This is a genomic window from Pseudomonas sp. S9 (assembly GCF_000222125.1).
GTDB lineage: Bacteria > Pseudomonadota > Gammaproteobacteria > Pseudomonadales > Pseudomonadaceae > Aquipseudomonas > Aquipseudomonas segetis.
The window spans coordinates 179,313-205,907 of sequence record NZ_AFFX01000011.1; the positions used below are offsets into that span (position 1 = coordinate 179,313).

30 protein-coding genes are annotated in these 26,595 nt (G+C 56.0%); 16 read left to right on the forward strand and 14 right to left on the reverse strand.

Translation table 11 applies throughout. From position 1 onward, the window contains the following. Positions 1-39 precede the first annotated feature (39 nt). The 10 genes from PSES9_RS0119560 to PSES9_RS0119605 all read right to left on the reverse strand — a co-directional run bounded on the left by PSES9_RS0119560 (position 40) and on the right by PSES9_RS0119605 (position 7,146). Complete coding sequence (locus PSES9_RS0119560) at positions 40-312, reverse strand: HPr family phosphocarrier protein (protein WP_010489800.1); 273 nt, start codon at positions 310-312, stop codon at positions 40-42. Positions 313-324: 12 nt separating this feature from the next. Further along, complete coding sequence (gene rapZ / locus PSES9_RS0119565) at positions 325-1,182, reverse strand: RNase adapter RapZ (RefSeq protein ID WP_010489802.1); 858 nt, start codon at positions 1,180-1,182, stop codon at positions 325-327. Positions 1,183-1,198: 16 nt separating this feature from the next. Then, a complete protein-coding gene (gene ptsN, locus PSES9_RS0119570) occupies positions 1,199-1,663 on the reverse strand; it encodes a PTS IIA-like nitrogen regulatory protein PtsN (protein WP_010489804.1) in 465 nt (154 codons plus the stop codon). Positions 1,664-1,678: 15 nt separating this feature from the next. Continuing rightward, positions 1,679-1,987 (reverse strand): ribosome hibernation-promoting factor, HPF/YfiA family, encoded by a 309-nt coding sequence (gene hpf, locus PSES9_RS0119575; protein ID WP_010489806.1) that lies wholly within the window; start codon positions 1,985-1,987, stop codon positions 1,679-1,681. A 180-nt stretch (positions 1,988-2,167) separates the two neighbouring features. After that, positions 2,168-3,682: an RNA polymerase factor sigma-54 gene (locus tag PSES9_RS0119580; protein WP_010489808.1), complete on the reverse strand. Its 1,515-nt coding sequence runs from the start codon at positions 3,680-3,682 to the stop codon at positions 2,168-2,170. A gap of 135 nt (positions 3,683-3,817) precedes the next feature. Continuing rightward, the gene (lptB, locus tag PSES9_RS0119585; protein ID WP_010489809.1) at positions 3,818-4,543 is read right to left on the reverse strand and encodes an LPS export ABC transporter ATP-binding protein; all 726 of its coding nucleotides are present in this window, start codon (positions 4,541-4,543) and stop codon (positions 3,818-3,820) included. Positions 4,544-4,546: 3 nt separating this feature from the next. Further along, entirely contained in the window at positions 4,547-5,083 is a 537-nt protein-coding gene (lptA, locus tag PSES9_RS0119590) for a lipopolysaccharide transport periplasmic protein LptA (RefSeq protein ID WP_010489810.1), read from the reverse strand. Continuing rightward, a complete protein-coding gene (gene lptC, locus PSES9_RS0119595; RefSeq protein ID WP_010489812.1) occupies positions 5,070-5,636 on the reverse strand; it encodes an LPS export ABC transporter periplasmic protein LptC in 567 nt (188 codons plus the stop codon). The genes lptA and lptC overlap by 14 nt, the downstream gene beginning before the upstream one ends. A gap of 11 nt (positions 5,637-5,647) precedes the next feature. After that, positions 5,648-6,172, reverse strand: coding sequence for a KdsC family phosphatase (locus PSES9_RS0119600; protein ID WP_010489814.1), 525 nt, complete (start codon positions 6,170-6,172; stop codon positions 5,648-5,650). After that, a complete protein-coding gene (locus PSES9_RS0119605; protein ID WP_010489817.1) occupies positions 6,172-7,146 on the reverse strand; it encodes a KpsF/GutQ family sugar-phosphate isomerase in 975 nt (324 codons plus the stop codon). Before PSES9_RS0119605 ends, PSES9_RS0119600 begins: the two co-directional genes overlap by 1 nt. A gap of 249 nt (positions 7,147-7,395) precedes the next feature. Here PSES9_RS0119605 and PSES9_RS0119610 point away from each other — a divergent pair, with 249 nt between their 5' ends. From PSES9_RS0119610 to hisC, 10 genes are all read left to right on the forward strand, one after another. Continuing rightward, entirely contained in the window at positions 7,396-8,205 is an 810-nt protein-coding gene (locus PSES9_RS0119610) for an ATP-binding cassette domain-containing protein (RefSeq protein ID WP_010489820.1), read from the forward strand. Beyond that, a complete protein-coding gene (gene mlaE, locus PSES9_RS0119615) occupies positions 8,205-9,002 on the forward strand; it encodes a lipid asymmetry maintenance ABC transporter permease subunit MlaE (protein WP_010489822.1) in 798 nt (265 codons plus the stop codon). The genes PSES9_RS0119610 and mlaE overlap by 1 nt, the downstream gene beginning before the upstream one ends. Beyond that, positions 9,002-9,472, forward strand: a complete 471-nt coding sequence (mlaD, locus tag PSES9_RS0119620; RefSeq protein ID WP_010489823.1) for an outer membrane lipid asymmetry maintenance protein MlaD — start codon at positions 9,002-9,004, stop codon at positions 9,470-9,472. The genes mlaE and mlaD overlap by 1 nt, the downstream gene beginning before the upstream one ends. Positions 9,473-9,484: 12 nt before the next feature. Continuing rightward, positions 9,485-10,117, forward strand: coding sequence for an MlaC/ttg2D family ABC transporter substrate-binding protein (locus tag PSES9_RS0119625; RefSeq protein WP_010489825.1), 633 nt, complete (start codon positions 9,485-9,487; stop codon positions 10,115-10,117). Further along, entirely contained in the window at positions 10,114-10,461 is a 348-nt protein-coding gene (locus PSES9_RS0119630) for an STAS domain-containing protein (protein ID WP_010489827.1), read from the forward strand. The genes PSES9_RS0119625 and PSES9_RS0119630 overlap by 4 nt, the downstream gene beginning before the upstream one ends. A 125-nt stretch (positions 10,462-10,586) precedes the next feature. Further along, complete coding sequence (locus PSES9_RS0119635) at positions 10,587-10,826, forward strand: BolA family protein (RefSeq protein WP_010489829.1); 240 nt, start codon at positions 10,587-10,589, stop codon at positions 10,824-10,826. Between the two features lie 16 nt (positions 10,827-10,842). Further along, positions 10,843-12,108: a UDP-N-acetylglucosamine 1-carboxyvinyltransferase gene (gene murA / locus PSES9_RS0119640; protein ID WP_010489832.1), complete on the forward strand. Its 1,266-nt coding sequence runs from the start codon at positions 10,843-10,845 to the stop codon at positions 12,106-12,108. Between the two features lie 93 nt (positions 12,109-12,201). Further along, positions 12,202-12,837 (forward strand): ATP phosphoribosyltransferase, encoded by a 636-nt coding sequence (hisG, locus tag PSES9_RS0119645; protein WP_010489834.1) that lies wholly within the window; start codon positions 12,202-12,204, stop codon positions 12,835-12,837. A gap of 123 nt (positions 12,838-12,960) precedes the next feature. Further along, the gene (gene hisD / locus PSES9_RS0119650; RefSeq protein WP_010489836.1) at positions 12,961-14,271 is read left to right on the forward strand and encodes a histidinol dehydrogenase; all 1,311 of its coding nucleotides are present in this window, start codon (positions 12,961-12,963) and stop codon (positions 14,269-14,271) included. A 56-nt stretch (positions 14,272-14,327) separates the two neighbouring features. Continuing rightward, positions 14,328-15,383, forward strand: a complete 1,056-nt coding sequence (gene hisC / locus PSES9_RS0119655; RefSeq protein WP_010489837.1) for a histidinol-phosphate transaminase — start codon at positions 14,328-14,330, stop codon at positions 15,381-15,383. 53 nt (positions 15,384-15,436) lie between these two features. Here hisC and algW read toward each other — a convergent pair whose 3' ends face one another. Then, entirely contained in the window at positions 15,437-16,597 is a 1,161-nt protein-coding gene (gene algW / locus PSES9_RS0119660) for a Do family serine endopeptidase AlgW (protein ID WP_010489839.1), read from the reverse strand. 110 nt (positions 16,598-16,707) lie between these two features. On the opposite strand from algW, the gene PSES9_RS0119665 reads away from it, so the two are divergent. The 3 genes from PSES9_RS0119665 to cysN all read left to right on the forward strand — a co-directional run bounded on the left by PSES9_RS0119665 (position 16,708) and on the right by cysN (position 20,467). Beyond that, positions 16,708-17,466 carry a Nif3-like dinuclear metal center hexameric protein gene (locus PSES9_RS0119665; RefSeq protein WP_010489841.1) on the forward strand — a complete coding sequence of 253 codons (759 nt, stop codon included), beginning with the start codon at positions 16,708-16,710 and terminating at the stop codon, positions 17,464-17,466. A gap of 183 nt (positions 17,467-17,649) precedes the next feature. After that, on the forward strand, positions 17,650-18,567 hold the full coding sequence (cysD, locus tag PSES9_RS0119670; RefSeq protein ID WP_010489843.1) for a sulfate adenylyltransferase subunit CysD: 918 nt from the start codon (positions 17,650-17,652) through the stop codon (positions 18,565-18,567). Between the two features lies 1 nt (position 18,568). Then, on the forward strand, positions 18,569-20,467 hold the full coding sequence (gene cysN, locus PSES9_RS0119675) for a sulfate adenylyltransferase subunit CysN (protein ID WP_010489845.1): 1,899 nt from the start codon (positions 18,569-18,571) through the stop codon (positions 20,465-20,467). Between the two features lie 60 nt (positions 20,468-20,527). On the opposite strand, the gene PSES9_RS0119680 is transcribed toward cysN, so the two are convergent. Next, a complete protein-coding gene (locus PSES9_RS0119680; RefSeq protein WP_010489846.1) occupies positions 20,528-20,977 on the reverse strand; it encodes a YhcB family protein in 450 nt (149 codons plus the stop codon). Positions 20,978-21,117: 140 nt separating this feature from the next. Between PSES9_RS0119680 and PSES9_RS0119685 the strand changes: the two genes are divergently transcribed. From PSES9_RS0119685 to zapE, 3 genes are all read left to right on the forward strand, one after another. Next, the gene (locus PSES9_RS0119685) at positions 21,118-21,744 is read left to right on the forward strand and encodes an alpha/beta hydrolase (RefSeq protein ID WP_010489847.1); all 627 of its coding nucleotides are present in this window, start codon (positions 21,118-21,120) and stop codon (positions 21,742-21,744) included. Positions 21,745-21,761: 17 nt separating this feature from the next. Beyond that, positions 21,762-23,111 carry a tryptophan--tRNA ligase gene (locus PSES9_RS0119690; protein WP_010489848.1) on the forward strand — a complete coding sequence of 450 codons (1,350 nt, stop codon included), beginning with the start codon at positions 21,762-21,764 and terminating at the stop codon, positions 23,109-23,111. A gap of 90 nt (positions 23,112-23,201) precedes the next feature. Further along, positions 23,202-24,299 (forward strand): cell division protein ZapE, encoded by a 1,098-nt coding sequence (gene zapE / locus PSES9_RS0119695; protein ID WP_010489849.1) that lies wholly within the window; start codon positions 23,202-23,204, stop codon positions 24,297-24,299. 53 nt (positions 24,300-24,352) lie between these two features. Here zapE and PSES9_RS0119700 read toward each other — a convergent pair whose 3' ends face one another. Together PSES9_RS0119700 and PSES9_RS0119705 are read right to left on the reverse strand one after the other, a co-directional pair. Further along, positions 24,353-25,318 carry a hypothetical protein gene (locus PSES9_RS0119700; RefSeq protein WP_010489850.1) on the reverse strand — a complete coding sequence of 322 codons (966 nt, stop codon included), beginning with the start codon at positions 25,316-25,318 and terminating at the stop codon, positions 24,353-24,355. 111 nt (positions 25,319-25,429) lie between these two features. Beyond that, on the reverse strand, positions 25,430-26,335 hold the full coding sequence (locus tag PSES9_RS0119705; protein WP_177313055.1) for a GlxA family transcriptional regulator: 906 nt from the start codon (positions 26,333-26,335) through the stop codon (positions 25,430-25,432). Positions 26,336-26,595 lie beyond the last annotated feature (260 nt).

The window sequence follows — 26,595 nt, forward strand, 5'->3', positions numbered from 1 at the left end:
TGATTTGTCATCCGCCCATTGGTTTGCGGCAATCGCGCACTATTCGCCTTCATCGAAGTAGTTGTTGATCAACTCGAGCAGGGCATCGAGCGCCTGTTCATCCTGCTCGCCTTCGGTTAGCAGGTGTACCGAGGTGCCTTTGCCTGCCGCCAGCATCATCACCGACATGATGCTTTTGCCGTCGACCAGGCTCTGTGATGTACGGCCAACCTTGATGCTGCAAGGATACTGTGTGGCAACGCCGACAAATTTGGCGGCAGCCCGTGCGTGCAAACCGAGCTTGTTGATAATGGTTACTTCGCAGGCGGGCATCGCGGCAATTCCTTAACTGAGGTCGCGGTGGCGAGTCTGGACGTTTTTGAGCTGGGCCTTGAGCGCTTTGCCCAGGCGGTTGGCGATATACACCGAGCGGTGATGCCCACCCGTGCAGCCAATGGCGATCGTCACGTAGGCGCGATTGCTGGCCGCGAAGCGTGGCAACCATTTGCTCAGGTAGGCATGGATGTCCTGATACATGTCCTGGACATCCGCCTGGCTGTCAAGATAGTCAATAACGGGTTTCTCAAGCCCCGAGAAATCGCGTAGTTCAGCGCGCCAATACGGGTTTGGCAGGCAACGCACATCAAATACCACATCTGCGTCAACCGGCATGCCTCGTTTGAAACCAAAGGATTCAACCAGAAATGCAGTGCCCGGATCCGGCTTGTTCAGCAGGCGCAAGGCCAAGGTGTCGCGCAGTTGGTAGAGATTCAGGTGGGTGGTGTCTATCTTCAGGTCGGCCAGATCAATGATTGGCTCAAGCAGCAGGGTTTCATCGGTAATGGCTTCCGCCAACGACCGATTGTCGTTGGTCAGCGGATGGCGCCGGCGCGTTTCAGAGAAGCGTTTGAGCAGCGTTTCTTCGTTGGCGTCCAGGTACAGCAGGTCGCACTGAACATTGCGCGCACGGACTTGTTCAAGCAACTCGGGAAACATGTTCAAGTCGCTTGGCAGGTTGCGGGCATCGATCGACACCGCGACATTGGGGTGAGCTGAATCTTTCTGCTGAAACGCTCGTTCAGCTAGCTGGGGAAGCAAGCTGGCCGGCAGGTTGTCTATGCAGTAGAAGCCGTTGTCCTCGAGTACATCAAGGGCGGTGCTTTTACCTGATCCTGAACGCCCGCTGACTATTATCAAGCGCATGTAGGTTCTCTGTCGTTTAGCTGTTGTTCTGTACGTCGACAACAACCTGGTACAGGGCTTCATTGCTTTGTGCCTGGCGCAGTCGCTCACGGACGTCGCTGCGGTCAAGCATGCTCGCTATTTGACGAAGCAGCTCTAGGTGTTCATCCGTAGCGGCTTCAGGAACCAGTAGCACGAACAGCAAGTCAACCGGGGCGCCATCAATCGCGTCGAAATCGACAGCTGAGTCGAGCTTGAGCAAGGCGCTGATGGGGGCATTGCACGCAGGCAAACGGCAGTGTGGAATGGCAATGCCATTACCAAAACCAGTGGACCCGAGTTTTTCGCGGGCGATCAGGCTTTCGAAAATGTCTTGTCCATCGAGGTCGGGCAATTCGCGCGCAACCAGGTTGGCAATCTGTTCGAGAACGCGTTTTTTACTGCCGCCCGGCACGTTCACCAGGGAACGGCCGGGGGTCAGGATATTTTCAAGTCGGATCATAGGAGTAGGGCGATATCAACGGGCCATTGCGCCCTGTTGACGGTCGAGCTGCTTTTCCTTGTGCTTGATAAGTTGTCTATCGAGTTTGTCGGTCAGTAAATCGATTGCTGCATACATGTCATCATGTTCGGCGTTGGCGACTATCTCGCCGCCTGCAATGTGTAAGGTGGCTTCGATCTTCTGCTTGAGCTTCTCGACCTCCATAATGACTTGTACGTTCGTAATCTTGTCGAAGTGGCGCTCTAGTCGACTGAATTTTTCGTCGATGTACTCGCGCAGGGCGTCGGTCACATCCAGTTGGTGTCCACTGATGTTGACTTGCATACCGCTTTCTCCTTGTTGCCGTGTGTAAGAGACAGGCCGAGTTGCCTGCCGCCGGAACACTGTGGCGCGTAAGACCCCCAGTAACCGAGCCTGACACCTTTACGCCCTTAGTATGGCTGCTTTTAGCTAAGAGCGGGTCAGTTCGATAGTGATTGAGACGATCTTCCTGTTCATCAGCTGTTACATCAATCGCTTGCGTTCACTTGAAGGCGCGATACCGAGTGATTCCCGGTATTTAGCAACTGTGCGTCGAGCTACTTGAATGCCTTGTGTCTCCAGTAAACCAGCGATCTTGCTGTCACTCAACGGCTTTTTTGCATTTTCCGCTGCAACCAGTTTTTTGATGATCGCGCGGATCGCTGTAGACGAGCATTCTCCGCCTTCGGAGGTGCTGACGTGGCTGGAGAAGAAGTATTTCAACTCGTAAATGCCACGGGGGGTGTGCATGAATTTCTGGGTGGTGACCCGGGAAATGGTCGACTCGTGCATGCCCACCGCTTCGGCGATATCGTGCAGCACCAGTGGTTTCATCGCCTCGTCGCCGTAGTCGAGAAAGCCCCGTTGATGTTCAACGATCTGGGTCGCAACCTTCATCAGCGTTTCGTTGCGGCTTTGCAGGCTTTTGATAAACCAGCGGGCTTCTTGAAGCTGGTTGCGCATAAAGGTGTTGTCGGCGCTCGAGTCGGCGCGGCGCACAAAACCCGCGTATTGCGCATTGACGCGGAGTCGGGGCATGGCTTCCTGGTTGAGTTCAACCAGCCAGCGCTCGTTGTGTTTGCGCACAATGACATCGGGTACCACGTATTCGGGTTCGCTGGACTCAATCTGCGAGCCCGGTCGTGGGTTGAGGCTCTGGATCAATTCGATGACCTGGCGCAGTTCGTCTTCCTTGAGCTTCATGCGGCGCATCAGCTGGCTGTAATCGCGGTTGCCCAGCAAATCCAGATAGTCATTGGCGAGTCGTTGGGCTTCGGCAAGCCAGGGGGTCTTGACTGGCAGCTGGCGCAGTTGCAGGGTCAGGCATTCGCGCAGGTCGCGGGCGGCAATGCCTGAGGGTTCAAACTGCTGGATGCGGTGCAGGACGGCTTCTATTTCGTCGAGTTCGATGTCCAGTTCCGGGTCGAAGGCTTCGAGAATCTCTTGCAGGGTTTCTTCGAGGTAGCCCTGAGGATTGATGCAGTCGATCAGGGTAACCGCAATCAGGCGATCCTTGTCGGACATGGGGGACAGGTTGAGCTGCCAGAGCATATGGCTCTGCAGGCTATCGCCGGTCGAAGTGCGCGTGGTGAAGTCCCATTCGTCGTCATCGCTGCTGCTGGGCAGGCTGCTGGCGCTGGTTTGGTAGACATCTTCCCAGGCGGTATCCACTGGGAGTTCGTTGGGGATACGCTCGTTCCACTCGCCATCCTCGAGGTTGTCCACGGTTTGCGGAGCATCCTGGAAGCTGGTTTCCTGGAAATTGTCCTGCTGTGCAGGCTGCTCGGCGGTGGCGGTCTCGGCGCCGTCGGCCATGGGGTCCGAGTTGTCGAAGTCTTCGCCGTCTTCCTGACGTTCGAGCATTGGGTTTGACTCCAGTGCCTCTTGGATTTCTTGCTGGAGATCCAGGGTCGACAGTTGGAGTAAGCGAATGGCTTGTTGCAGCTGAGGAGTCATCGTCAGCTGCTGGCCCATCTTCAGGACTAGCGATGGTTTCATTGCAGACCTTATTTACCGGCGTCTTTGCGCAATCCACTACAGGGCGCCTGATGGGCGCCTCAAGGAAGCAAATTATATGCCCGAATTGCAGTGCTTTGCCTAGCAGTTGACGCTAATCGGTTGAGAAAAACCGGGTTAAAGGCGGAATTCATGGCCCAGGTAGACTTCTTTTACCGTCTGGTTGGCCAGAATCGCTTCCGAGTTGCCTTCCGCAATGAGCTGGCCGTCGCTGACGATATAGGCTGTTTCGCAAATATCCAGCGTTTCGCGCACATTGTGGTCGGTGATCAGCACGCCGATACCCTTGGCTTTCAAGTGGTGGATGATTTGCTTGATATCGCCAACCGAGATCGGGTCAACACCGGCAAATGGCTCATCAAGCAAGATGAATTTCGGTGCTGTTGCCAGGGCGCGGGCAATTTCAACCCGGCGTCGCTCACCGCCGGACAGGCTCATGCCCAGGTTGTCGCGAATATGGTGAATATGGAACTCCTCAAGGAGGCTTTCCAGTTCAGCTTCACGGCCAGCACGGTCAAGTTCTTTGCGAGTCTCAAGAATTGCCATGATGTTATCGGCAACGCTGAGCTTGCGGAAAATCGATGCTTCTTGAGGCAGGTAGCCAATGCCGGCACGTGCGCGGCCGTGCATGGGCTGATGGCTGACGTCGAGGTCGTCAATCAGGATGCGTCCCTGGTCAGCCTGCACTAAGCCCACGATCATGTAGAAGCAGGTGGTCTTACCTGCACCGTTAGGGCCAAGCAGGCCGACGATTTGGCCGCTGTCGATGCTCAGGCTAACGTCACGGACAACCTGGCGGCTTTTGTAGCTTTTGGCCAGGTGTTGGGCTTTCAATGTAGCCATTAATTACTGCCCTTGGGTGGGTTTGTTCTTCGGCTGGATCACCATATCGATGCGTGGGCGCGGCGAGGTCACCTTGGTACCTGTTGCGCGGCCAGCGTTGACGATTTGGCGCTGCGTGTCGTAGACGATTTTCTCGCCTTCGAAGGTGTTGCCCTCTTGAATGACCTTGGCTTGGTCAATCAGGACAATACGTTCATTGGCTGCAAAATATTGGATGGTCAGGCCGTAGGCTTTGACGATTTCTTTGTCTACCGCAGGTTTCTGCTCATAGTAGGCCGGGCGTCCGACTGAAGTGAAAACGTCGATTTCGCCTTTGGCATTCTGGGTAATGGTGACCGTGTCACCGGTGATTTTCATCGTGCCTTGAGTGATGACGACATCGCCGCGATAAACCGCAACACCTTGCTTGTCGTCAAGTTCTGCGCTGTCTGCCTGCACGCGAATCGGTTGATCGCGGTCAGTTGGCAAAGCCCAGGCATGAACGCTTCCTAGCGATGCACCCAAGCTGAGCAGAAGGGGGAGGGTTTTAACGAACCTCATGCTGGCCTCTTACGTTGGACAGCAAGAGCATCCTGCTGTCATTTAAATACGCTTTCATTCCTTGCGCCGTGGTCACCCCATTGGCTGCGTCGATTCTAACGGCTTGCTGCGTCTGCGCATATTCCTTATCGGGAATTACAGTCAGGCGACTGGTCGTAAGCAGTGTTGGCCGCCCCTTTGCATCAGTGCGTTCAACGCGAACCTTGTCTATCAGCTCGACCTCCTTACCGCCCGGGGAGACTTCGCCTTTTTCACTTTGGACATGCCAGGGCAGCTCTGTTCCGCGGTATAGCAGCAAGTCGGGTTGTGTCAGGTAGGAGATGTCCGAGGCTTTGGCATGCTCGACTTTGTCGGCTGTGAGCTCGTAATGCAATTTCCCGTCGGGTTGATATTGCACGGTTTTGGAGTTGACCACATAAAAGTCAATTGTACTTTGCGACGTGGTCTTTGCAGGTTTGTCCGCGAAGCTGTCCGGGTTGATATTCCAATACCCGGCAGCTGCCACGAGCAGTACGCCGAGTATGAGGAGCAGTATGTTCAGTGGCTTGCGCATAGTTTGCTGTTCTACAGGTAGGCTGCTTGAGCCGCTTCAAGGGTGCCCTGGGCGAGCATGATTGATTCGCAGAATTCGCGTGCTGCGCCTTCTCCGCCCCTGGCTTGGGTTACCGCGAACGCGTGTTGACGCACAAAAGAATCAGCGTTGGCTACCGCGACACCCAGTCCCACCCGGCGAATCACTGGCAGGTCGGGCAAATCATCTCCCAAGTAGGCAACCTGTTCATAGTCTAGGCCGAGTTCGCCAAGGAGCTCGTCGAGCACTGCAATTTTGTCTTCTCGGCCTTGGTAAAGGTGTTGAATCCCCAGGTTTTGTGCACGACGTTCCACCACAGGGGTTTTGCGTCCGCTGATTATTGCGGTGCGTACGCCCGAGTTGATCAGCATTTTTATGCCGTGGCCGTCGAGCGTATTGAACGTCTTGAATTCGCTACCATCGACCAGGAAGTATAACTTGCCGTCCGTCAGCACGCCGTCAACGTCAAAAATCGCCAGTTTGATCGCACGGGCTCGTTCTTTGAATTCTGGGGTCATCACATTACTCCGGCACGTAGTAGGTCGTGCATGTTCAGCGCGCCAATTGGGCGGTCGTTGTCATCAACGACCACCAGCGAGCTGATTTTATGGTCTTCCATGATCTTCAAGGCCTCGGCGGCGAGCATTTCGGCGCGGGCGGTTTTGCCACGGGCGGTCATGACTTGATCGATGGTTGCTTCACGTAGATCAATTTCCCGATCCAGAGTTCTGCGCAAGTCACCATCTGTAAAGATTCCGGCCAGTAAGCCGTTTTCATCGATCACGACTGTCATGCCCAGGCCTTTCTGGGTCATGACCAGTAAAGCCTCGCGAAGCGAGGTGCCTCGCTTGACTGTAGGCAAGCCGTCGCCGGTATGCATGACGTTTTCCACTTTCAGAAACAAACGCCTGCCGAGGGCACCACCCGGATGCGAAAAGGCAAAGTCTTCAGCTGTAAAGCCGCGAGCCTCAAGCAGGGCGATCGCCAGTGCATCGCCCAGCACCAGCGATGCGGTGGTCGATGGAGTGGGGGCCAGGTTAAGCGGGCAAGCCTCTTTCGATACGCTGGCATCGAGATTGACTTCGGCGGCCTTGGCCAGAGCCGACTCGGGGTTGCCTGTCATGCTGATCAGTTTGATGCCCAGGCGCTTGATCAGTGGCAATAGGGTCACGATCTCAGCGGTCGAGCCCGAGTTGGAAAGCGCGAGTACTACGTCGTCGCGGGTGATCATGCCCATGTCGCCGTGACTGGCTTCGGCGGGGTGGAAAAAAAAAGCCGTGGGGCCCGTGCTGGCTAAAGTAGCGGCGATCTTGTTTCCGACGTGACCTGATTTGCCCATGCCGACCACAACGACCCGGCCTTTGCTTGAAAGGATCAGCTCGCAGGCGCGGATGAAATTGTCATCAATCCGAGGCAGCAGTTCTTCAACTGCTTCGAGCTCTAGGCGAATGGTGCGCTGCGCGGATTTGATCAGGTCGTTTGACTGGTTCATAGCGGTCGGCCAGGTCATGCTCTGTAAAAGCCAGCGATTATAGCCCGAAAGCGTTGCTGGCTCATCTTAGAATTGTGTCGCACTTGTGTGCTGGTTATGAGTATGAGTGCTTTGCTGTGTTTGCTAATATTGGGAGCGCTTCTGGGGGTGGTGGTATGCTGCATCCCCAATTCGGCCCTAATGGTTGGCATGGTGTCTTCGGTTTAATGCCGTGCGTCTACCAAAGGGAGTTGTTCGTAAGGAGTTTAGATGGGCGCCGATAGTCATTACGCGGTTGAGCTTAAAAACGTCAGTTTTAAGCGCGGTGACCGAGATATTTTCAAGAATATCGATGTGTGCATCCCGCGCGGCAAGGTGATCGGCATCATGGGGCCTTCCGGAAGCGGAAAGACGACCCTGTTGAGGCTGATAGCCGCTGAGCTTAAGCCCTCTGCCGGGGAGGTGTGGGTCAATGGAGTCAACCTGCCGACGTTGTCGCGCAGTGAGTTGTTCGACATGCGCAAGCAGATGGGCGTGCTGTTTCAAAGTGGCGCGCTGTTTACCGATCTCGATGTATTCGAGAACGTGGCCTTTCCCTTGCGTGTGCATACCAAGCTTCCAGACGAAATGATTCGCGATATTGTGCTGATGAAGCTGCAGGCTGTCGGCCTGCGCGGCGCAATCGACCTGATGCCGGATGAGTTGTCGGGGGGCATGAAGCGTCGCGTGGCGCTGGCGAGGGCCATTGCTCTTGATCCGCAGATTCTGATTTATGATGAGCCTTTTGTTGGTCAGGACCCCATCGCGATGGGGGTGCTGGTTCGATTGATCCGCTTGCTCAATGACGCACTGGGTATCACCAGTATCGTGGTTTCCCATGACCTGGCTGAAACTGCCAGTATTGCTGACTACATCTATGTCGTGGGCAATACCCAGGTGTTGGGACAAGGCACGCCCAGTGAGTTGATGAAGTCGGACAGCCCGCGAATTCAACAATTAATGCAGGGCGCAGCCGACGGTCCGGTACCCTTTCACTTTCCGGCGGCTAGTTACCGCGACGATTTACTGGGGGCGCGCTAATGCGCAAAAGAACACCAATCGAACGGGTGGCATTGCTGGGGCGCGCGGGTATTGATGTGGTCGCAACCCTGGGGCGCTCATCAATGTTCCTGGTGCGTGCCCTGTTAGGGCGCGGTACCTCTGGCAACTCATTTCACCTGCTGGTCAAGCAACTGCATTCGGTGGGGGTCATGTCCCTGGCGATCATTGTGGTGTCCGGCTTGTTTATCGGTATGGTCCTGTCGTTGCAGGGCTTCAATATTCTGTCCAGCTACGGCTCGGAACAGGCGGTTGGGCAAATGGTTGCCCTGACCCTGTTGCGCGAGCTGGGACCGGTTGTTGCCGCGTTGTTATTTGCCGGACGTGCTGGTTCCGCGCTAACGGCCGAGATCGGCAACATGAAATCCACCGAGCAACTTTCAAGCCTGGCCATGATCGGTGTCGATCCGCTCAAGCATATTGTCGCGCCAAGGTTGTGGGCCGGCTTTATCTCGATGCCCTTGCTGGCGATGATCTTCAGCGTGGTCGGTATCTGGGGTGGCGCCATGGTCGCGGTCGACTGGCTGGGCGTTTATGAAGGATCGTTCTGGTCGAACATGCAAAGTAGCGTGTCCTTTACCGATGACGTGCTCAATGGTGTGATCAAGAGCATCGTTTTTGGATTTGTCGTGACCTGGATTGCCGTGTTTCAGGGCTATGATTGTGAGCCGACCTCGGAAGGCATCAGTCAAGCCACTACCCGAACAGTGGTCTATGCCTCTCTAGCTGTATTGGGCCTGGACTTTATTCTGACTGCTTTGATGTTTGGAGATTTCTGATGCAAAACCGCACACTGGAAGTTGGTGTCGGCCTGTTCTTGCTGGCCGGATTGCTGGCATTGATGTTACTGGCTCTGCGCGTCAGCGGTCTGACAATGGGTAGCTCTGAAGATACTTACAAGGTCTATGCCTACTTTGACAATATTGCGGGCCTGACCGTGCGTTCCAAGGTGACCATGGCCGGGGTGACAATAGGCAAGGTCGTGGCGATAGATCTGGATCGTGATAGCTATACCGGCCGCGTCACCATGTCCATCGACAAGGAGGTCAATAATTTGCCAGAAGATTCGACCGCTTCAATTTTGACGGCCGGCCTGTTGGGTGAGAAATACATCGGTATCAGCGTGGGGGGAGAAGAAGAGGTGCTCAAAGATGGCGGCACCATTCATGACACCCAGTCGTCGTTGGTCCTAGAAGACCTGATTGGTAAGTTCTTGCTTAATTCCGTAAACAAAGACGAATCCAAATAACGGGGACTGATAATGCTCAAAGTACTTCGTAACAGCCTTGTCGTATTGCTGGCGGCGTTGCCGCTGCTCCCCGTTGCTGCGCCAAGCGCAAACGAGGTGGTCCAGCAAACCACCACCAAGCTGCTCAATGACTTGAAAGCCAATAAAGAGCAATATCGCAGCGACCCTGATGCCTTTTATCACGCTCTGGACTCGATCCTGGGCCCGGTCGTCGATGTTGATGGTATCTCGCGTGGGGTCATGACCGTGCGTTATTCGCGCAAGGCAACCCCGGCGCAAATGGAGCGCTTCCAGACCAACTTCAAGCAAAGCCTGATGCAGTTCTACGGCAATGCGCTGCTTGAGTACAACAACCAGGACATTCGTGTCCTGCCGCCCAGCGGTGCTCAGGATCCAGAGCGGGCTACGGTCAACATGGAAATCAAGGACGGTAACGGCACCATTTATCCGTTGGCCTACACCATGGTCAACAAAGGCGGTTCATGGGTGATGCGCAACATGATCATCAATGGCATCAACGTCGGTAAGCTGTTTCGCGACCAGTTCTCGCAGTCGATGCAGAAAAATGGCAATGATTTGGACAAGGTGATCGACACCTGGCCTGAGACCGTTGCCAAAGCACGCCAGGCCAAGGGTGAGTCGTGAGCCAGGCAAGTATCGATGAGCTATCGCCCGGGGTATTCCAGCTTTCGGGTGTGATTGACTACAGCTCCGGGCCGCAGTTGCGTAAAGAGGGTGGCAAGCTGCTCAAGGCATGCAATGCCAGCACCTGCGTCATCGACTGCGGCGCAGTGGAGAAATCCAGCAGTGTCGGGCTTTCGCTATTATTGGCCTTTATGCGCGATGCTCAGAGCAAAGGTAAAAGCCTGGAAGTGCGCAACCTGCCTAAAGATATGCAGGAAATTGCCAAGGTTTCCGAGCTGCTGGAGATTTTGTCTGGCCAGCAGAGCCCCGGAGCGACAAGCCCTACTCTACCTTCGGTCGAGTAGGTAGTGCCGCACCCTTACCTGCGGATGCTTGTGGATTCGCAGGTTCCTGGCTTTTTTTGTATGATGCGCGACCCCGAGAGCTCAGGCTCCGCTGTCGCTAATGAATACGCTGATTGAGGTTGATCATGCAGGCCCTAGAAGTAAAAAGTCTCCTGGAGGCTAAACTGCCGAATACACAAGTCGAAGTTGAAGGCGAAGGCTGCAACTTCCAGTTGAATGTGATCGGCGATGAAATGGCTGCCCTGAGCCCCGTTAAGCGTCAGCAGCAGGTCTATGCACACCTGAATCCATGGATTGCCGATGGCAGTATTCATGCTGTGACTATGAAATTCTTCAGCCGTGCCGCATGGGCCGCGCGTTCCTAGAGGCAGCGAGACAGTAATGGATAAATTAATTATTACCGGTGGCGTTCGTCTTGATGGCGAAATCCGCATTTCTGGTGCAAAGAACTCCGCACTGCCGATCCTGGCTGCGACCTTGCTCGGTGATGCCCCGGTCACCATCTGCAATTTGCCGCATTTGCACGACATCACGACGATGATCGAGCTGTTCGGGCGCATGGGCATCGAGCCGATTATCGACGAGAAGCTTTCCGTCGAAGTGGATGCACGGGCAATCAAAACCCTGGTGGCGCCTTACGAGCTGGTTAAAACCATGCGCGCTTCGATTCTGGTGCTGGGGCCAATGGTTGCACGTTTCGGCGAAGCCGAAGTCGCGCTGCCTGGCGGCTGTGCCATTGGCTCGCGTCCGGTCGACCTGCATATTCGTGGCCTTGAAGCCATGGGCGCAGTGATCGATGTTGAAGGCGGCTACATCAAGGCCAAGGCACCGGAAGGTGGTTTGCGCGGTGCCCGTTTCTTCTTCGATACCGTCAGCGTCACCGGCACTGAAAACATCATGATGGCCGCCACCCTGGCCAAGGGCCGCAGCGTACTTGAAAATGCCGCGCGCGAGCCTGAAGTGGTTGATTTGGCAAACTGCCTGATCGCCATGGGCGCCAAGATCCAGGGCGCCGGCACCGACACCATCACCATTGATGGCGTTGAGCGTCTCGGTGGGGCACGCTTTAGCGTAATGCCTGACCGCATTGAAACCGGTACTTACCTGGTTGCCGCGGCTGCGACCGGTGGTCGGGTCAAGCTCAAGGATACCGACGCCTCGACGCTGGAGTCGGTGATTTCCAAGCTTGAAGAAGCGGGCGCCGAAATTACCTCGGGTCCTGACTGGATCGAGCTGGACATGAAGGGTAAGCGCCCCAAGGCCGTGACCTTGCGTACCGCGCCTTATCCTGCGTTCCCAACCGATATGCAGGCTCAGTTCATTGCGCTCAATGCAATTGCCGAAGGCAGTGGCGCTGTGATCGAAACCGTTTTCGAAAACCGCTTTATGCACGTCCACGAGATGATCCGCATGGGCGCGCAAATCCTGGTTGAGGGCAACACTGCCGTTGTAACTGGCACCGATAAGCTCAAGGGCGCGCCTGTAATGGCCACCGACCTGCGTGCTTCGGCCAGCCTGGTTATCGCCGCATTGGTGGCTGAGGGCGATACCTTGATCGATCGCATCTACCACATCGACCGTGGTTATGAATGCATTGAAGAGAAACTGCAACTGTTGGGCGCCAAGATTCGCCGCGTTCCGGGCTGAGTTGCAACGCATGTCCCGCCAGTCAGATGGCGGGTAACGCGAACTTGGAACTTCAAGTTCGCGACGTTTAGCTTTTAAGGATTTACAACCATCATGCTCACCATCGCGCTGTCGAAAGGCCGCATTCTTGATGACACTCTGCCGCTGCTTGCTGCTGCTGGGATTGTGCCTACCGAGAACCCTGAAAAAAGCCGCAAGCTGATTATTCCGACCACTCAGGATGATGTGCGCTTGCTGATTGTCCGGGCGACCGATGTGCCGACCTATGTTGAGCATGGCGCCGCCGATTTGGGCGTTGCCGGTAAAGATGTGCTGATGGAGTACGGTGGTCAGGGCTTGTACGAGCCGCTGGACCTGCGGATTGCCAAGTGCAAACTGATGACCGCAGGTGCAGTGGGTGCTGCAGAACCCAAGGGGCGCCTGCGTGTGGCAACCAAGTTCGTCAATGTGGCCAAGCGTTACTACGCCGAGCAGGGGCGCCAGGTTGATGTGATCAAGCTTTACGGTTCCATGGAACTGGCGCCGCTGGTCGGCCTGGCAGACAAGATCATCGATGTTGTCGATACCGGTAATACCCTGCGCGCCAATGGTCTTGAAGCGCAGGAACTGATTGCAACCATCAGCTCACGCCTGGTGGTCAACAAGGCTTCGATGAAAATGCAGCATGGGCGTATCCAGGCATTGATCGACACCTTGCGCGAGGCCGTCGAGTCCCGACACCCCAATTAATACCTCTACGCAGCCCAGTGCTGCGTCCGCCTATCCGTGTCATAGCCAGAATTCTCAGGTGCCCGCGCGGTGCGGCTGGTATTCTACGGGCGCTTGAGCATTTGCTAATTCAAGAGGCCCGATATGACCGCTCCCATCGCTATACGTCGACTCAACGCCACTGATCAAGGCTTTGCCCATGACCTTGATCATTTGCTGAGTTGGGAGAGTGTGTCGGACGACGGCGTAAACCAGCGGGTGCTGGAGATCATCGCCGCTGTGCGCAGTCGGGGTGATGCCGCGTTGGTCGAGTACACCCAGCGTTTCGATGGTCTTGAAGTGGCCAGCATGGCTGACCTGATCCTGCCCCGTGAGCGCCTGGAGCTGGCGCTGACCCGCATTACTCCGGCTCAGCGTGAAGCACTGGAAGTCGCTGCGCAGCGCGTGCGCAGCTATCACGAGAAGCAAAAGCAGGATTCATGGCGCTATACCGAAGCTGATGGCACCGTCCTTGGCCAGCAGGTCACGCCGCTGGATCGTGCGGGCCTGTATGTCCCGGGCGGCAAGGCAACCTACCCGTCGTCGGTGCTGATGAACGCAATTCCGGCCAAGGTCGCCGGAGTGGCCGAAGTGGTCATGGTTGTGCCGACCCCGCGCGGTGAGATCAATGAGATCGTACTGGCGGCCGCTGCCATTGCGGGTGTCGATCGGGTCTTCACCATTGGGGGTGCCCAGGCAGTAGCGGCACTGGCCTATGGCACCGAGAGCGTGCCGCCGGTCGACAAGATTGTCGGCCCGGGCAATATCTATGTTGCAACGGCAAAGCGTCATGTCTTCGGCAAGGTGGGTATCGATATGATTGCCGGCCCTTCCGAAATCCTGGTGGTTTGCGACGGCCAGACCGATCCGGACTGGATCGCCATGGACCTGTTCTCCCAAGCCGAGCACGATGAAGATGCCCAGTCGATCCTGGTCAGCCCGGATGCCCAGTTCCTCGATAAGGTCGCGGCATCCATCGCCAGGCTGCTACCAACCATGGAGCGGGCTGAAATTATCAGCACCTCGCTACAAGCGCGTGGCGCCTTGATTCAGGTGAGCGACATGGAGCAGGCCATTGAGGTGGCGAACCGGATTGCCCCGGAACACCTGGAACTGTCCGTGGCAGAGCCCGAGCAGTGGTTGCCGCAGATTCGTCATGCGGGCGCGATCTTCATGGGTCGCTACACGGCTGAGGCCCTGGGCGACTACTGCGCGGGGCCGAATCATGTGTTGCCGACATCGGGCACTGCTCGCTTTTCATCGCCACTTGGGGTCTATGACTTCCAGAAGCGCTCTTCAATTATCTACTGCTCGGCCGAGGGTGCCTCCGAACTGGGTAAAACCGCTTCAGTTCTGGCGCGCGGTGAGTCGCTGACGGCTCATGCACGTAGCGCCGAGTACCGGATTAAAGACTGATTCAGTCAATTTTGGGTGGACGGCTTCACCCCGTCGGATTTTAGGAGAGTAGGGCAATGAGTAAATTCTGGAGCCCCTTCGTCAAGCAGTTGGTGCCCTATGTGCCGGGTGAGCAGCCGAAGCTGGCAAAGTTGGTCAAGCTCAATACCAACGAAAACCCCTATGGGCCGTCGCCTCAGGCGATTGCGGCAATGCAGGCCGAGGTTAATGACCAGTTGCGCCTGTATCCCGACCCGAACAGCGATCGCCTGAAACAGGCGATCGCGCAGTTCCATGGCGTGCAAACAACGCAAGTGTTCGTCGGTAACGGCTCGGATGAAGTGCTCGCCCATGCATTCCATGGGTTGTTCCAGCACGGCAAGCCACTGCTGTTCCCGGACAGCAGCTATAGTTTCTATCCCGTCTATTGCGGCTTTTTTGGAATCGAGCCCGGGATTATCGAGCTCGATGAGCAGTTCAAGATTCGGGTCGAAGACTATGCCCGCCCCAATGGCGGCATTATCTTTCCCAACCCTAATGCGCCGACAGGTTGCCTGTTGCCGCTTGAGGCTATCGAGCGGTTGTTGAAACTCAACACCGAAAGCGTTGTGGTGGTGGACGAGGCCTATATCGACTTCGGTGGTGAGTCGGCGATTAGCCTAGTGGATAAGTACCCGAACTTGCTGGTGACCCAGACCTTGTCGAAGTCACGCTCCCTGGCCGGCTTGCGTGTGGGTTTCGCGGTGGGGCATGCCGATCTGATCGAGGCATTGGAGCGGATCAAGAACAGCTTCAACTCCTATCCGCTGGATCGCATTGCGATTGCCGGTGCAGCTGCAGCATTTGCCGACACCGCGTATTTCGAGCAGACCTGTCAGGCGGTTATCAACAGCCGTGAGGAGGTGGTTGTGGGGCTGGAACGCTTGGGCTTTGAAGTGCTTCCTTCCGCCGCCAACTTCATCTTTGCTCGCCACGCTGGGCGGGACGCCGCGCAACTGGCTGCCCAGTTGCGTGAGCAAGGGATCATAGTGCGTCACTTCAAGCAGGCGCGTATTGCCCAGTTCTTGCGTATAAGCATCGGCACGCCAGAACAAAACCGAGCATTACTGGACGCCTTGCAAGGCATTTGCTGAGCAATGCACTGCAGCCGCCTCGATTGAGGGGCGGCTGCGTATCAGTCGTGGTGTTACTGGTTCTCGTAAGTCCTGATTGAAGCTGTTGGTCGAACACCCACTTCTGCGGTGAGATGCATCGGCTTGGCATTACGTAGAATTTCTATGCGAATCTTGTCTCCGGGCTTTGTGCGGGCCACTTGGTTCATCGAGCGACGGCCATCGCCTGCCGGTTCTCCGTCGATGTTCATGATTAAATCACCGGGTTGCAAGCCCGCCCGCTGAGCAGGGCCGTCGCGATAAATACCCGCGACAACAATGCCTGGACGACCTTCAAGGCCGAATGACTCAGCCAGCTCCGGGGTTAGCGGCTGTACTTCAATGCCAAGCCAGCCACGGATCACTTGGCCGTGCTCGATAATCGCCTGCATCACTTCAAGCGCCAGCTTCACTGGAATCGCAAAGCCGATCCCCTGCGAGCCGCCTGATTTGGAGAAGATCGCGGTATTGATACCAACCAGGTTGCCATCGGCATCCACCAGTGCGCCACCCGAGTTGCCGGGGTTGATGGCGGCGTCCGTCTGGATAAAGTCTTCGTAGGTATTAAGACCCAGCTGATTGCGGCCAGTGGCACTGATGATGCCCATGGTGACGGTCTGGCCGACCCCGAATGGGTTGCCAATGGCCAGGGTCACGTCACCAATCCTGATGTTGTCCGAGCGGCCGAGGGTGATTGCCGGCATGTTATCAAGGTCAATCTTGAGCACCGCCAGGTCGGTTTCCGGGTCGCTGCCAATCACGCGGGCCAATGTTTCGCGGCCGTCCTTCAGGGCTACAACAATTTGGTCGGCACCTGCGGTCACGTGATTGTTGGTCAGCAGATAACCTTCCGAACTCATGATCACCGCCGAGCCCAGGCTCGACTCCATGCGGCGCTGCCTTGGCAGGTTGTCGCCAAAGAACTTCTTGAATTGAGGGTCTTCAAACAGTGGCAACGCGGGCTTGTTGACGTATTTGGTGGTGTACAGGTTGGCGACTGCAGGCGATGCCAGGTTCACTGCATTTGCATAGGAAGCCGGGCCAACAGATTGGCTGCGCCTGTTGTTTGGCGTCTGGCGAACTTCTACATCATGGCTAGGCAGGCCAACCCATTCTGGAAATTGCTGGATAAACAGCAAGGCGACCAATATGCCAACGAGCAAGGGCCAGCCAAAGTAACGCACTGCTTTGAGCATCAAAGAAGTCCTGAGAGTTGCGAGGGGCAACTGAGCCCCTTAAGGTGGATCATTATAAAGGCCCCTGCGCGAACATTGCATTGGCAAGTATCAATCAAAGAGGAAACAAAATGGCAATTGCCCTGACCACTCTGGTTGCAGAGGCTCAGCGATATTTGAATGCGGACAGCATCAGCGACTATTGCCCCAACGGCTTGCAGGTCGAGGGTCGGCCCAATGTGCAGCGACTGGTAACGGGCGTCACGGCCAGCCAGGCGCTGATCGATGCTGCGATTGAGGCCGAGGCGGACGTAATCCTGGTTCACCATGGTTATTTCTGGAAGGGCGAGGATCCATGCGTTACCGGCATGAAGCAGCGTCGTCTAAAGGCCTTGCTGGCCAATGATATAAGCGTGCTTGCCTATCATTTACCCCTCGATGTGCATCCTGACGTGGGCAATAACGTTCAGCTTGCCGCGCAGTTGGGAATCACCGTCGAGGGGCCGCTCAACCCGGATAATCCACGCACTGTTGGCTTGGTTGGCTCTTTGGATGAACCGCAGAGCGCTCGTGACTTTGCGCGACGCGTGCATCAGGTCCTGGGTCGTGAGCCGCTGCTGGTGGAAGGGCAGCAGATGATTCGCCGGATTGGTTGGTGCACGGGCGGTGGCCAGGGGTATATCGATGAGGCCGTAGCGGCCGGTGTGGATCTGTACCTGACGGGCGAGGCTTCGGAGCAGACCTTCCACAGCGCCCAGGAGAACGGCATCAGCTTTATTGCCGCCGGGCATCACGCCACTGAGCGCTACGGCGTCCAGGCGCTCGGTGAGTACCTGGCAAAACGCTTCGCTATCGAACATATATTCATTGATTGCGCCAACCCGATTTGAGGCTTGATTAAGCAGGTTGCGCTGCTTTGGGCGGTTCGGCTGAGCGATTCCTGAGCAAAATACTGAGCATAAAGTTAGATCGTTTTGATCTAGCAGGCGGCCTGAATAGAAGCTAGCGCTGTGCTAGAGTGCGCCCATGTCCACGGCCCGCTGGCCCCATTACAAAGCAAATCGTGAGTAGCTATGCTCGACAAAATGACCCACCTGAAAGAGCTCGAGGCGGAGAGTATCCACATCATTCGTGAAGTGGCCGCCGAATTCGACAATCCGGTAATGCTCTATTCCATTGGCAAAGATTCCGCCGTGATGCTGCATCTGGCACGCAAGGCGTTCTTTCCTGGCAAGCTGCCGTTCCCGGTTATGCACGTCGACACCCGCTGGAAGTTTCAGGAGATGTATAGCTTCCGCGACAAGATGAAGGCTGAGATGGGCCTGGATCTGATTGTCCATGTCAATCAGGAAGGTGTTGCCCAGGGCATCAACCCGCTGACCCATGGTAGTGCCAAGCATACCGATATCATGAAGACTGAGAGCCTCAAGCAGGCGCTCGACAAGCATGGTTTCGATGCGGCCTTCGGTGGTGCCCGTCGCGATGAGGAGAAGTCCCGTGCCAAGGAGCGCGTGTACTCCTTCCGTGACAGCAAGCACCGCTGGGACCCGAAGAACCAGCGCCCAGAGCTTTGGAATGTCTACAACGGCAAGGTGAAGAAGGGCGAGTCGATTCGCGTCTTCCCCCTGTCAAACTGGACCGAGTTGGATATCTGGCAGTACATCTACCTGGAGCAGATTCCAATTGTGCCGCTGTACTTTGCAGCCGAGCGCGAGGTGATTGAGAAGAATGGCACCCTGATCATGATCGATGATGAGCGCATTCTCGAGCACATGTCCGACGAAGAAAAATCACGTATCCAGAAGAAGATGGTGCGCTTCCGTACGCTGGGCGACTACCCGCTGACAGGCGCGGTTGAGTCGCAGGCGACTACGCTGGCCGACATCATTCAAGAAATGCTGCTGACACGTACCTCCGAGCGCCAAGGTCGTGTAATTGACCACGATGGTGCAGGTTCGATGGAAGAGAAAAAACGTCAGGGGTACTTTTAAGATGTCGCACCAATCTGAATTGATCAGCGAGGACATTCTCGCTTACCTGGCCCAGCATGAACGCAAGGAACTGCTGCGGTTCCTGACCTGTGGCAATGTCGATGACGGCAAGAGCACCCTGATCGGGCGCCTGCTGCATGACTCGAAGATGATCTACGAAGACCACCTCGAAGCCATTACCCGGGACTCGAAGAAAAGTGGCACCACTGGCGAGGAGGTCGACCTGGCCCTGCTGGTCGATGGCCTGCAAGCCGAGCGTGAGCAAGGTATTACCATTGATGTGGCGTACCGTTATTTCTCGACTGCCAAGCGCAAGTTCATCATCGCCGATACACCGGGTCATGAGCAGTACACCCGCAATATGGCAACTGGTGCTTCTACCTGTGATCTGGCGATCATCCTGATTGACGCGCGCTACGGCGTGCAGACGCAGACCAAGCGCCACAGTTTCATCACCTCCCTGCTTGGCATCAAGCACATCGTTGTCGCCATCAACAAGATGGACTTGAAAGACTTCGATCAGGGCGTCTTCGAGCAGATCAAGGCCGACTACCTGAAGTTCGCTGAAGGTATTGCGCTGAAGCCGACTTCGCTGCATTTCGTACCTATGTCGGCGCTCAAGGGCGACAATGTCGTCAGCAAGAGCGAGCGCTCGCCGTGGTATGACGGCCAGTCGCTTATGGAGATTCTTGAGACTGTTGAGATTTCTGGTGACCGCAACTTCAATGACTTGCGTTTCCCGGTGCAATACGTCAACCGTCCGAACCTGAACTTCCGTGGCTTTGCCGGTACGCTTGCCAGTGGCATCGTGCACAAGGGCGACGAGGTGGTTGTCCTGCCGTCTGGCAAGGGCAGCCGTGTCAAATCGATCGTGACCTATGAAGGTGAGTTGGAGCAGGCCGGGCCGGGTCAGGCGATAACCCTGACCCTTGAAGACGAGATCGATGTGTCCCGTGGTGACATGCTGGTTCACGCCGACAGCAAGCCGCAGGTGACCGATAGCTTTGATGCGATGCTGGTATGGATGGCCGATGAGCCCATGCTGCCGGGCAAGAAATATGACATCAAGCGCGCCACCAGCTATGTGCCTGGCTCTATTGCCAGTATTGCTCACCGGGTTGATGTTAATACCCTGGAAGAGGGTGCTGCGAGCAGCTTGCAGCTCAACGAGATCGGCAAGGTGCGTATCGCACTGGATTCCCCTATCGCGTTGGATGGCTACGCACACAACCGCACTACAGGCTCGTTTATCGTGATTGATCGCCTGACCAACGGCACTGTTGGTGCGGGCATGATCATCGCTGAAGCTGTTGGTTCGCAAGGTACGGGGCATCACGGCAAGCTGGCACATGTCTCGGTAGAGGAGCGTGCGGCAAGGCTGGGGCAGAAGCCCGCCACCGTGTTGTTCAGTGGTTTGTCGGGTGCAGGCAAAAGTACCTTGGCATACGCGGTAGAGCGCAAGCTGTTCGACATGGGCCGTGGGGTCTATGTACTGGATGGCCAGAACCTGCGTCATGATCTCAACAAGGGGCTGGCACAGGATCGTTCGGGGCGCACCGAAAACTGGCGCCGTGCCGCTCATGTGGCGCGTCAATTCAATGAGGCTGGCTTGTTGACCCTGGCTGCTTTCGTGGCGCCGGATGCAGAAGGCCGTGAACAGGCCAGGACACTGATTGGTGCCGAGCGCCTGATCACTGTCTATGTCCAGGCTTCGCCGCAGGCTTGCCGTGAGCGTGATCCGCAGGGGTTATATGCGGCTAATGGCGACAACATCCCGGGTGAGTCATTCCCCTACGATGTGCCTCTCGATGCCGACGTGGTTATCGACACGCAGACCGTCTCGGTTGATGAGGGCGTGAAAATGGTCCTGGCTGCGTTGCGCGAGCGTGGTGTGATCTAACCGCAAGGCATAAAAAAACCCGCTTAATGCGGGTTTTTTTATGCCTATGAACAAAGCGCTTTAGCGCTTGCTCTTCAGACCGTAGTTTTCGTCGAGCATGCCGGGAATGTTCTCCATTTTCGGCGCGTAATCCTTGGGTGTTTCGTGGTCGCGTGGCGGTGTCAGGCGTTCGCGCTTGTCGCGTTTATCACCACCTTCGTCTGCATGCAGTGCAGCCATCAGGCGTTGCCGAGTCAGCTCGTCGAGGGCCAGTTTGCTGGTGCCCTCGGTAAGGTGCTCTTGGACGTCCTGATAGCTCTGGGTCAGTTTCTTAACCAGATTTGCAGTGGTGTTGAAATGGGTGACGACATCACTCTGATAGTTGTCAAAACGTTCTTGCAGGTCGTCCAGCTGGCGTTGAGTCCGGCCAGGAACTGCATTGGGCGCCAAGCGCGCAACTAGAAATCCTATTGCGATACCTGCAACCAGGGCTATGGCCGGTATCAGCCAGGCTGTTAGCGTCTGTTCCACGAGTCCTTCCTCTCTAAACGGCTTTGCTTTACGTTAGCGGTTGGCGCCTGCGCTGTATAGCGTAATGCGAGCCGATATGTTTTTGGCGCAGGCTGACAGCCTAGACGAATCGACCCTGCGATGGGTCACGGAGTTCACTTTTGCTTACCCGTGAAACTGCTTTATTTATTCAAGGTCCGAGCGGCCAGCTTGAAGCCCTTTCTCTTGAAGTGCCCGATGCACGCGGCGTTGCGCTTGTATGTCACCCCAATCCTGTGCAGGGCGGCACTATGCTCAACAAGGTGGTCTCGACTTTGCAGCGTACTGCGCGGGACTCAGGCCTGCACACTCTACGCTTTAACTATCGCGGTGTCGGCAATAGCGAGGGTACGCATGACATGGGCGCCGGCGAAGTCGATGATGCCGAGGCTATAGCACAGTGGCTGGGTGAACAATACCCGAATATGCCGCTGACCTTGATGGGCTTTTCGTTTGGTGGTTTTGTTGCGGCCTCTCTCGCCGGGCGACTGGAAGCGCAAGGCATCGAGGTGCAACAGCTGTTCATGATCGCGCCGGCGGTCATGCGCCTGGAAAAAACACCCCTGGCGCAGCGCTGCAAGATGACCGTTATACAACCTGAGGCTGATGAGGTGGTCGAGCCACAGCTGGTTTATGACTGGTCAAGTGCGCTAGAGCGCCCACATGAGTTGTTGACCGTGGCAGAATGTGGGCACTTTTTTCATGGCAAACTGACCGATCTCAAAGATTTGTTACTGCCGCGCCTCTAATTAGTAAGCGAACGCACATGACCACTCGTATTCTTACCGGTATTACCACCACAGGCACGCCGCACCTGGGCAATTACGCTGGGGCAATCCGACCCGCGATTGTTGCCAGCCGCAATGCCGATGTGGATTCGTTTTATTTCTTGGCGGACTACCATGCGCTGATCAAGTGCGATGATCCGCTACGCATTCAGCGTTCGCGCCTGGAAATCGCTGCAACCTGGTTGGCCTGTGGCCTTGACGTCAACAAGGCGACCTTTTATCGCCAGTCGGATATTCCGGAAATTCCTGAGCTTTGCTGGTTGCTGACCTGCGTAGCGGGCAAGGGCCTGCTCAATCGTGCGCACGCCTACAAAGCCTCTGTTGACCGGAATATCGAGCTAGGTGAAGACCCGGATGCGGGTGTGACCATGGGCCTGTTCAGCTATCCGGTGTTGATGGCCGCTGATATCTTGATGTTCAACGCGCACAAGGTGCCAGTGGGGCGCGACCAGATACAGCATGTTGAAATGGCGCGAGACATTGCCCAGCGCTTTAATCACCTGTTTGGCCAGGGTAAGGAGCTCTTTACCTTGCCTGAGGCGGTGATCGAAGAAGATGTAGCGACTTTGCCTGGCCTTGATGGTCGCAAAATGTCGAAAAGCTACGACAACACCATTCCATTGTTTAGTGGCGCCAAGCAAATGAGTGACGCGGTGGCGCGCATAGTGACCGACTCCAAGCTGCCGGGCGAAGCCAAGGACCCCGATAGCTCGCACCTGTTCACTCTCTACCAGGCATTCGCTACGCCTGAGCAGCAAGCTCAGTTCCGCGCCGAGTTGATTGATGGCATGGGTTGGGGGGATGCCAAGCAACGGCTTAATGATCTGTTGAATGCTGAGTTGGGCGAGCCTCGGGAGAAATACCAGGCCTTGATTGAACGCCCCGCGGACCTGGAAGACATTCTTCTGGACGGAGCAGCCAAGGCACGCAAGATCGCCACTCCGTTCCTGATCCAGCTGCGTGAAGCCGTTGGCCTACGCTCGTTTCGCTCGGTTGCCACCAGCACCGAGTCGTCGAAGAAGAAAGCCAGCAAGCGTGCACGTTTTGTCAGCTTCCGTGACGACGACGGCAGCTTCCGCTTTCGTCTGCTCGATGCTTCTGGAGAACAGTTGCTGCTCTCGAAGTCCTTTGCTGATGGCAAGTCGGCGGGCATGGTCAATAAGCGTCTGCAGTCCGGTGAGCCACTTGATGTGCGTGAGCAGGGCAATGGTTTTGCTGTTTGGCTCGATGGTGAGAGCGTGGCAACCAGCCCTGAATTTGCGGATGCAGGGGCCATGAAGGCTGCCGTTGAGCGCTTGCGCGAGGCTTTGGCGCCTGAGCAAGCCTAATAACTCGGCGTTTTGCGCTGATAGCTGATTGATTATCTGCGGGGCAGGGCCTAAAGTACCTGCCCCGTTTTTGTTGCTCAGCTAACGAATATGACTCCGCTAGAACGCTATAAAGCCGATCTCAAACGTCCAGACTTCTTTCATGATGCGGCGCAGGAAGTGGCTGTGCGCCATCTGCAGCGCCTGTATGACGACTTGGTCGCGGACGTGCAAAACAGCAAGCCGGGTTTGTTCGGCAAACTATTCGCCAAGAAAAGCCAGGCGCCGATCAAGGGTCTGTATTTTTGGGGGGGTGTAGGCCGCGGCAAGACCTACCTGGTCGATACCTTTTTCGATGCTCTGCCTTTCGAGCAAAAGGTGCGTACTCACTTCCACCGCTTCATGAAGCGTGTGCACGAAGAGATGCGTGGCCTCAAGGGTGAGAAAAACCCACTGACCATTATCGGTAAGAAGTTTGCCGAAGAGGCGCGGGTTATCTGCTTCGATGAGTTCTTTGTTTCGGATATTACCGATGCAATGATTTTGGCGACCTTGCTCGAAGAGTTGTTCAAAAACGGCGTCAGCCTGGTTGCCACTTCGAACATCGTGCCCGATGGCCTGTACAAGGATGGCTTGCAGCGTGCGCGCTTCTTGCCGGCCATTGCTTTACTTAAAGAGCATACCGACATCGTGAACGTCGACAGTGGTGTTGATTATCGCTTGCGTGCCCTTGAGCAGGCGGAGTTGTTTCATTGGCCGCTAGGTGCTGAGGCCGATGCCAGCCTGCACAAGAGCTTCAAGAGTTTGCTGCCCGATTGCACGCACGCGGTTGAGAACGAGTCGATCAGTATCGAGAACCGACAGATCACCGCGGTGCGAGTCTGTGAGGACGTGGCCTGGTTCGAGTTTCGTGAGTTGTGTGATGGCCCGCGTAGCCAGAACGACTACATTGAGCTGGGCAAGGTGTTCCATGCGGTACTGTTGGCGAATGTCGAGCAGATGGGCGTTGCCACTGACGATATGGCGCGGCGCTTTATCAATCTTGTTGATGAGTTCTACGACCGTAACGTCAAGTTGATCATTTCGGCAGAAGTTGAGCTCAAGGATCTATACACGGGTGGGCGCTTGACCTTTGAGTTCCAGCGTACACTCAGTCGCTTGCTGGAAATGCAGTCCCATGAGTTCCTGGCGCGAGCGCATAAACCGTAAACTGCCGTTCAAAAGGCTGCCAATGGGCAGCCTTTTTTATATGTGCCTTGCACTCAATTGTCCGCGAAGCGCTCCTTGAAACCCGCCAGCAACTGCTTGGCCTGGGCAATCTCCAGTGATTCCATGGCGCTTATTGGTGTGAATGACGCTGCTTGCTGAAGATGCTGCAGGGCTTTGCTGGCTTGATCGTCACCGTAGACGTAGGTCAGCGCATTGGCATATTCATAATGGCCAATGGGAAGGTCGTCGCTAACGGCAAAGGCGCGTGCGAAATAGGCTTCCATTTTTTCTGCGCTGACGCCGTAAGTGAGGCCGCCAAGCATGGAGCCGACCTTGCGAATCACTCCAGCCTGATAGCCACCGTACAGGGTCAGGGCATAAGGTTGCAGTGGTTTCTTGCTGAGCATGGCGTCGAGTTCATCGGGAATCTGTGAGGAATAGCCACGCTTGAGTGATACGGGAATTGGCAACTCTTCGCCCAGGCGTGCCTTAGCGTAGGTTCGGCCGAATTGCGCCACTATGTCGAGCTTGATCAGTTCGCCGGCTTCATCTGTCAGCTCAATCACTTGCTCAAGCAGGCGATGTTTCTCGTCTTGATCGGCCTCGAGAAACATTGCATAGATGACTTGCGAGAACATCGCAGGTATTTGCCCGCCAAAACCCAGGGCCATGCCTTGTTCCTTGGCTTGGGCAAAATCACCCCTAAACATGCTGCGCCATGCATCCTGGAGCTTTGCGGCATAAGCGCTGGCAAGTTCCTCCGGCGTGCCTTGGGCCTGCGAGGCAATAATGGGGGCGCCGAGAATTTGCGGATGCAATTTGGCCATCTTCAATACCCAGGTTTCGTCAGGGTAGGGGTAGTCCGTGCCGAAGCCGCGAGTAAGCTGGGGCCACGCCTGGCGCAGTTTGTCGCCTGAGTAGTCGAAAGCCGATTGGTCGTATGGGAAGGGTTTCCATGCATCCTGCGCGCTGGCGCAGAAACATAGGGTGGCAAGCAGGGCGAAAAGCAGGCTGCGCATGGGAGCGTCCTATGGTTGTTATTGGAGGCCTTGCAAAGGCTGTCTCCGATCATAGGACGCTGGGTTTCAACGCCTACCTATCCAAGGGTTTGCGTTGTATTTGCCTTTTGCCTAGACAGGGCCGTTCTTGTGCTGGAACTGGCGACGGTAAAGGTTGGGTGACAGTTCGGTGTGCTGGCGAAACAGGCGGGCAAAAAAACTGGCGTCGTCGTAGCCCACTTCATAGCTGATGGTCTTGATGCTTTTACGGGTGGCGCTGAGCAGGCTCTTGGCTGTCTCGATGCGTAACCTTTGCAGGTAATGCAGCGGTTTGTCGCCGGTGGCGCTCTGGAAGCGGCGCATGAAGTTGCGAATGCTCATGCCGTGTTCGCGAGCGACGTCTTCAAAACGAAATTTGTCGGCGTAGTGCTCTTCAAGCCACTGCTGGATTTGCAGGATCGTCAGGTCGTGATGCAGCTTCTGGCCGCCAAAGCCAATACGTCCAGGGGTGTAGTTGCGTTGCACCTCAAACAGGATGTCGCGGGCCACGCCCTGGGCGACGCTGGCGCCGCAGAATTGCTCGATCAGGTAGATGAACAGGTCGCATGCCGATGTAACGCCACCTGCGCAGTACAGGTTGTCCGCATCCGACAGATGTTTGTCCTGGTTGAGTATTACCTTGGGGAATCGCTCGCTGAACTCGTTAAAAAAGCGCCAGTAGGTGGTGGCCTCCTTGCCGTCCAGCAGCCCGGCCTGGGCCATCCAGAAAACCCCGGTGGCTTCTCCACAAATAGCGCTGCCTGCCGCGTGGCACTCTTGCAGCCAGGTGAGTACGTTGGGATGGCGGTGGCGCAGGGCATCAAAGTCATCCCAGAACGCCGGCAGGATGATCACGTCCGCCGGTTCCAGGTCGCTGTCGACGGGAATCATCACATCGCTGAAGCTGCGCACAGGCATCCCGTCAGGGCTGACTATATTGATTTCAATGGTTGGGGTCAGGCCCAGGCCTTGCTGCTTGCCGTGGCGCAAGCTGGCCATGTGGAAGAAGTCTTTGGCTTGCAGGACGGTTGAGGCAAACACACCAGTGGTTGCCAAAATGCATACGCGCTTGAGCGGGGTCGAATGAGGGATGGTCATGATCTATTTATTCTTATTGAGTGCGGCGTTTGATCAAGGCTGCAATGGTTGCGGTTGCAGGGCTTCAAGCCGTGTATTTCTTATTGAGTCGGTGCCTCTGGCCGAGCATTAATCCATGGGCAGGGGCGATTTGGTCAAGGTACGGCCTGATCGTCTTATTT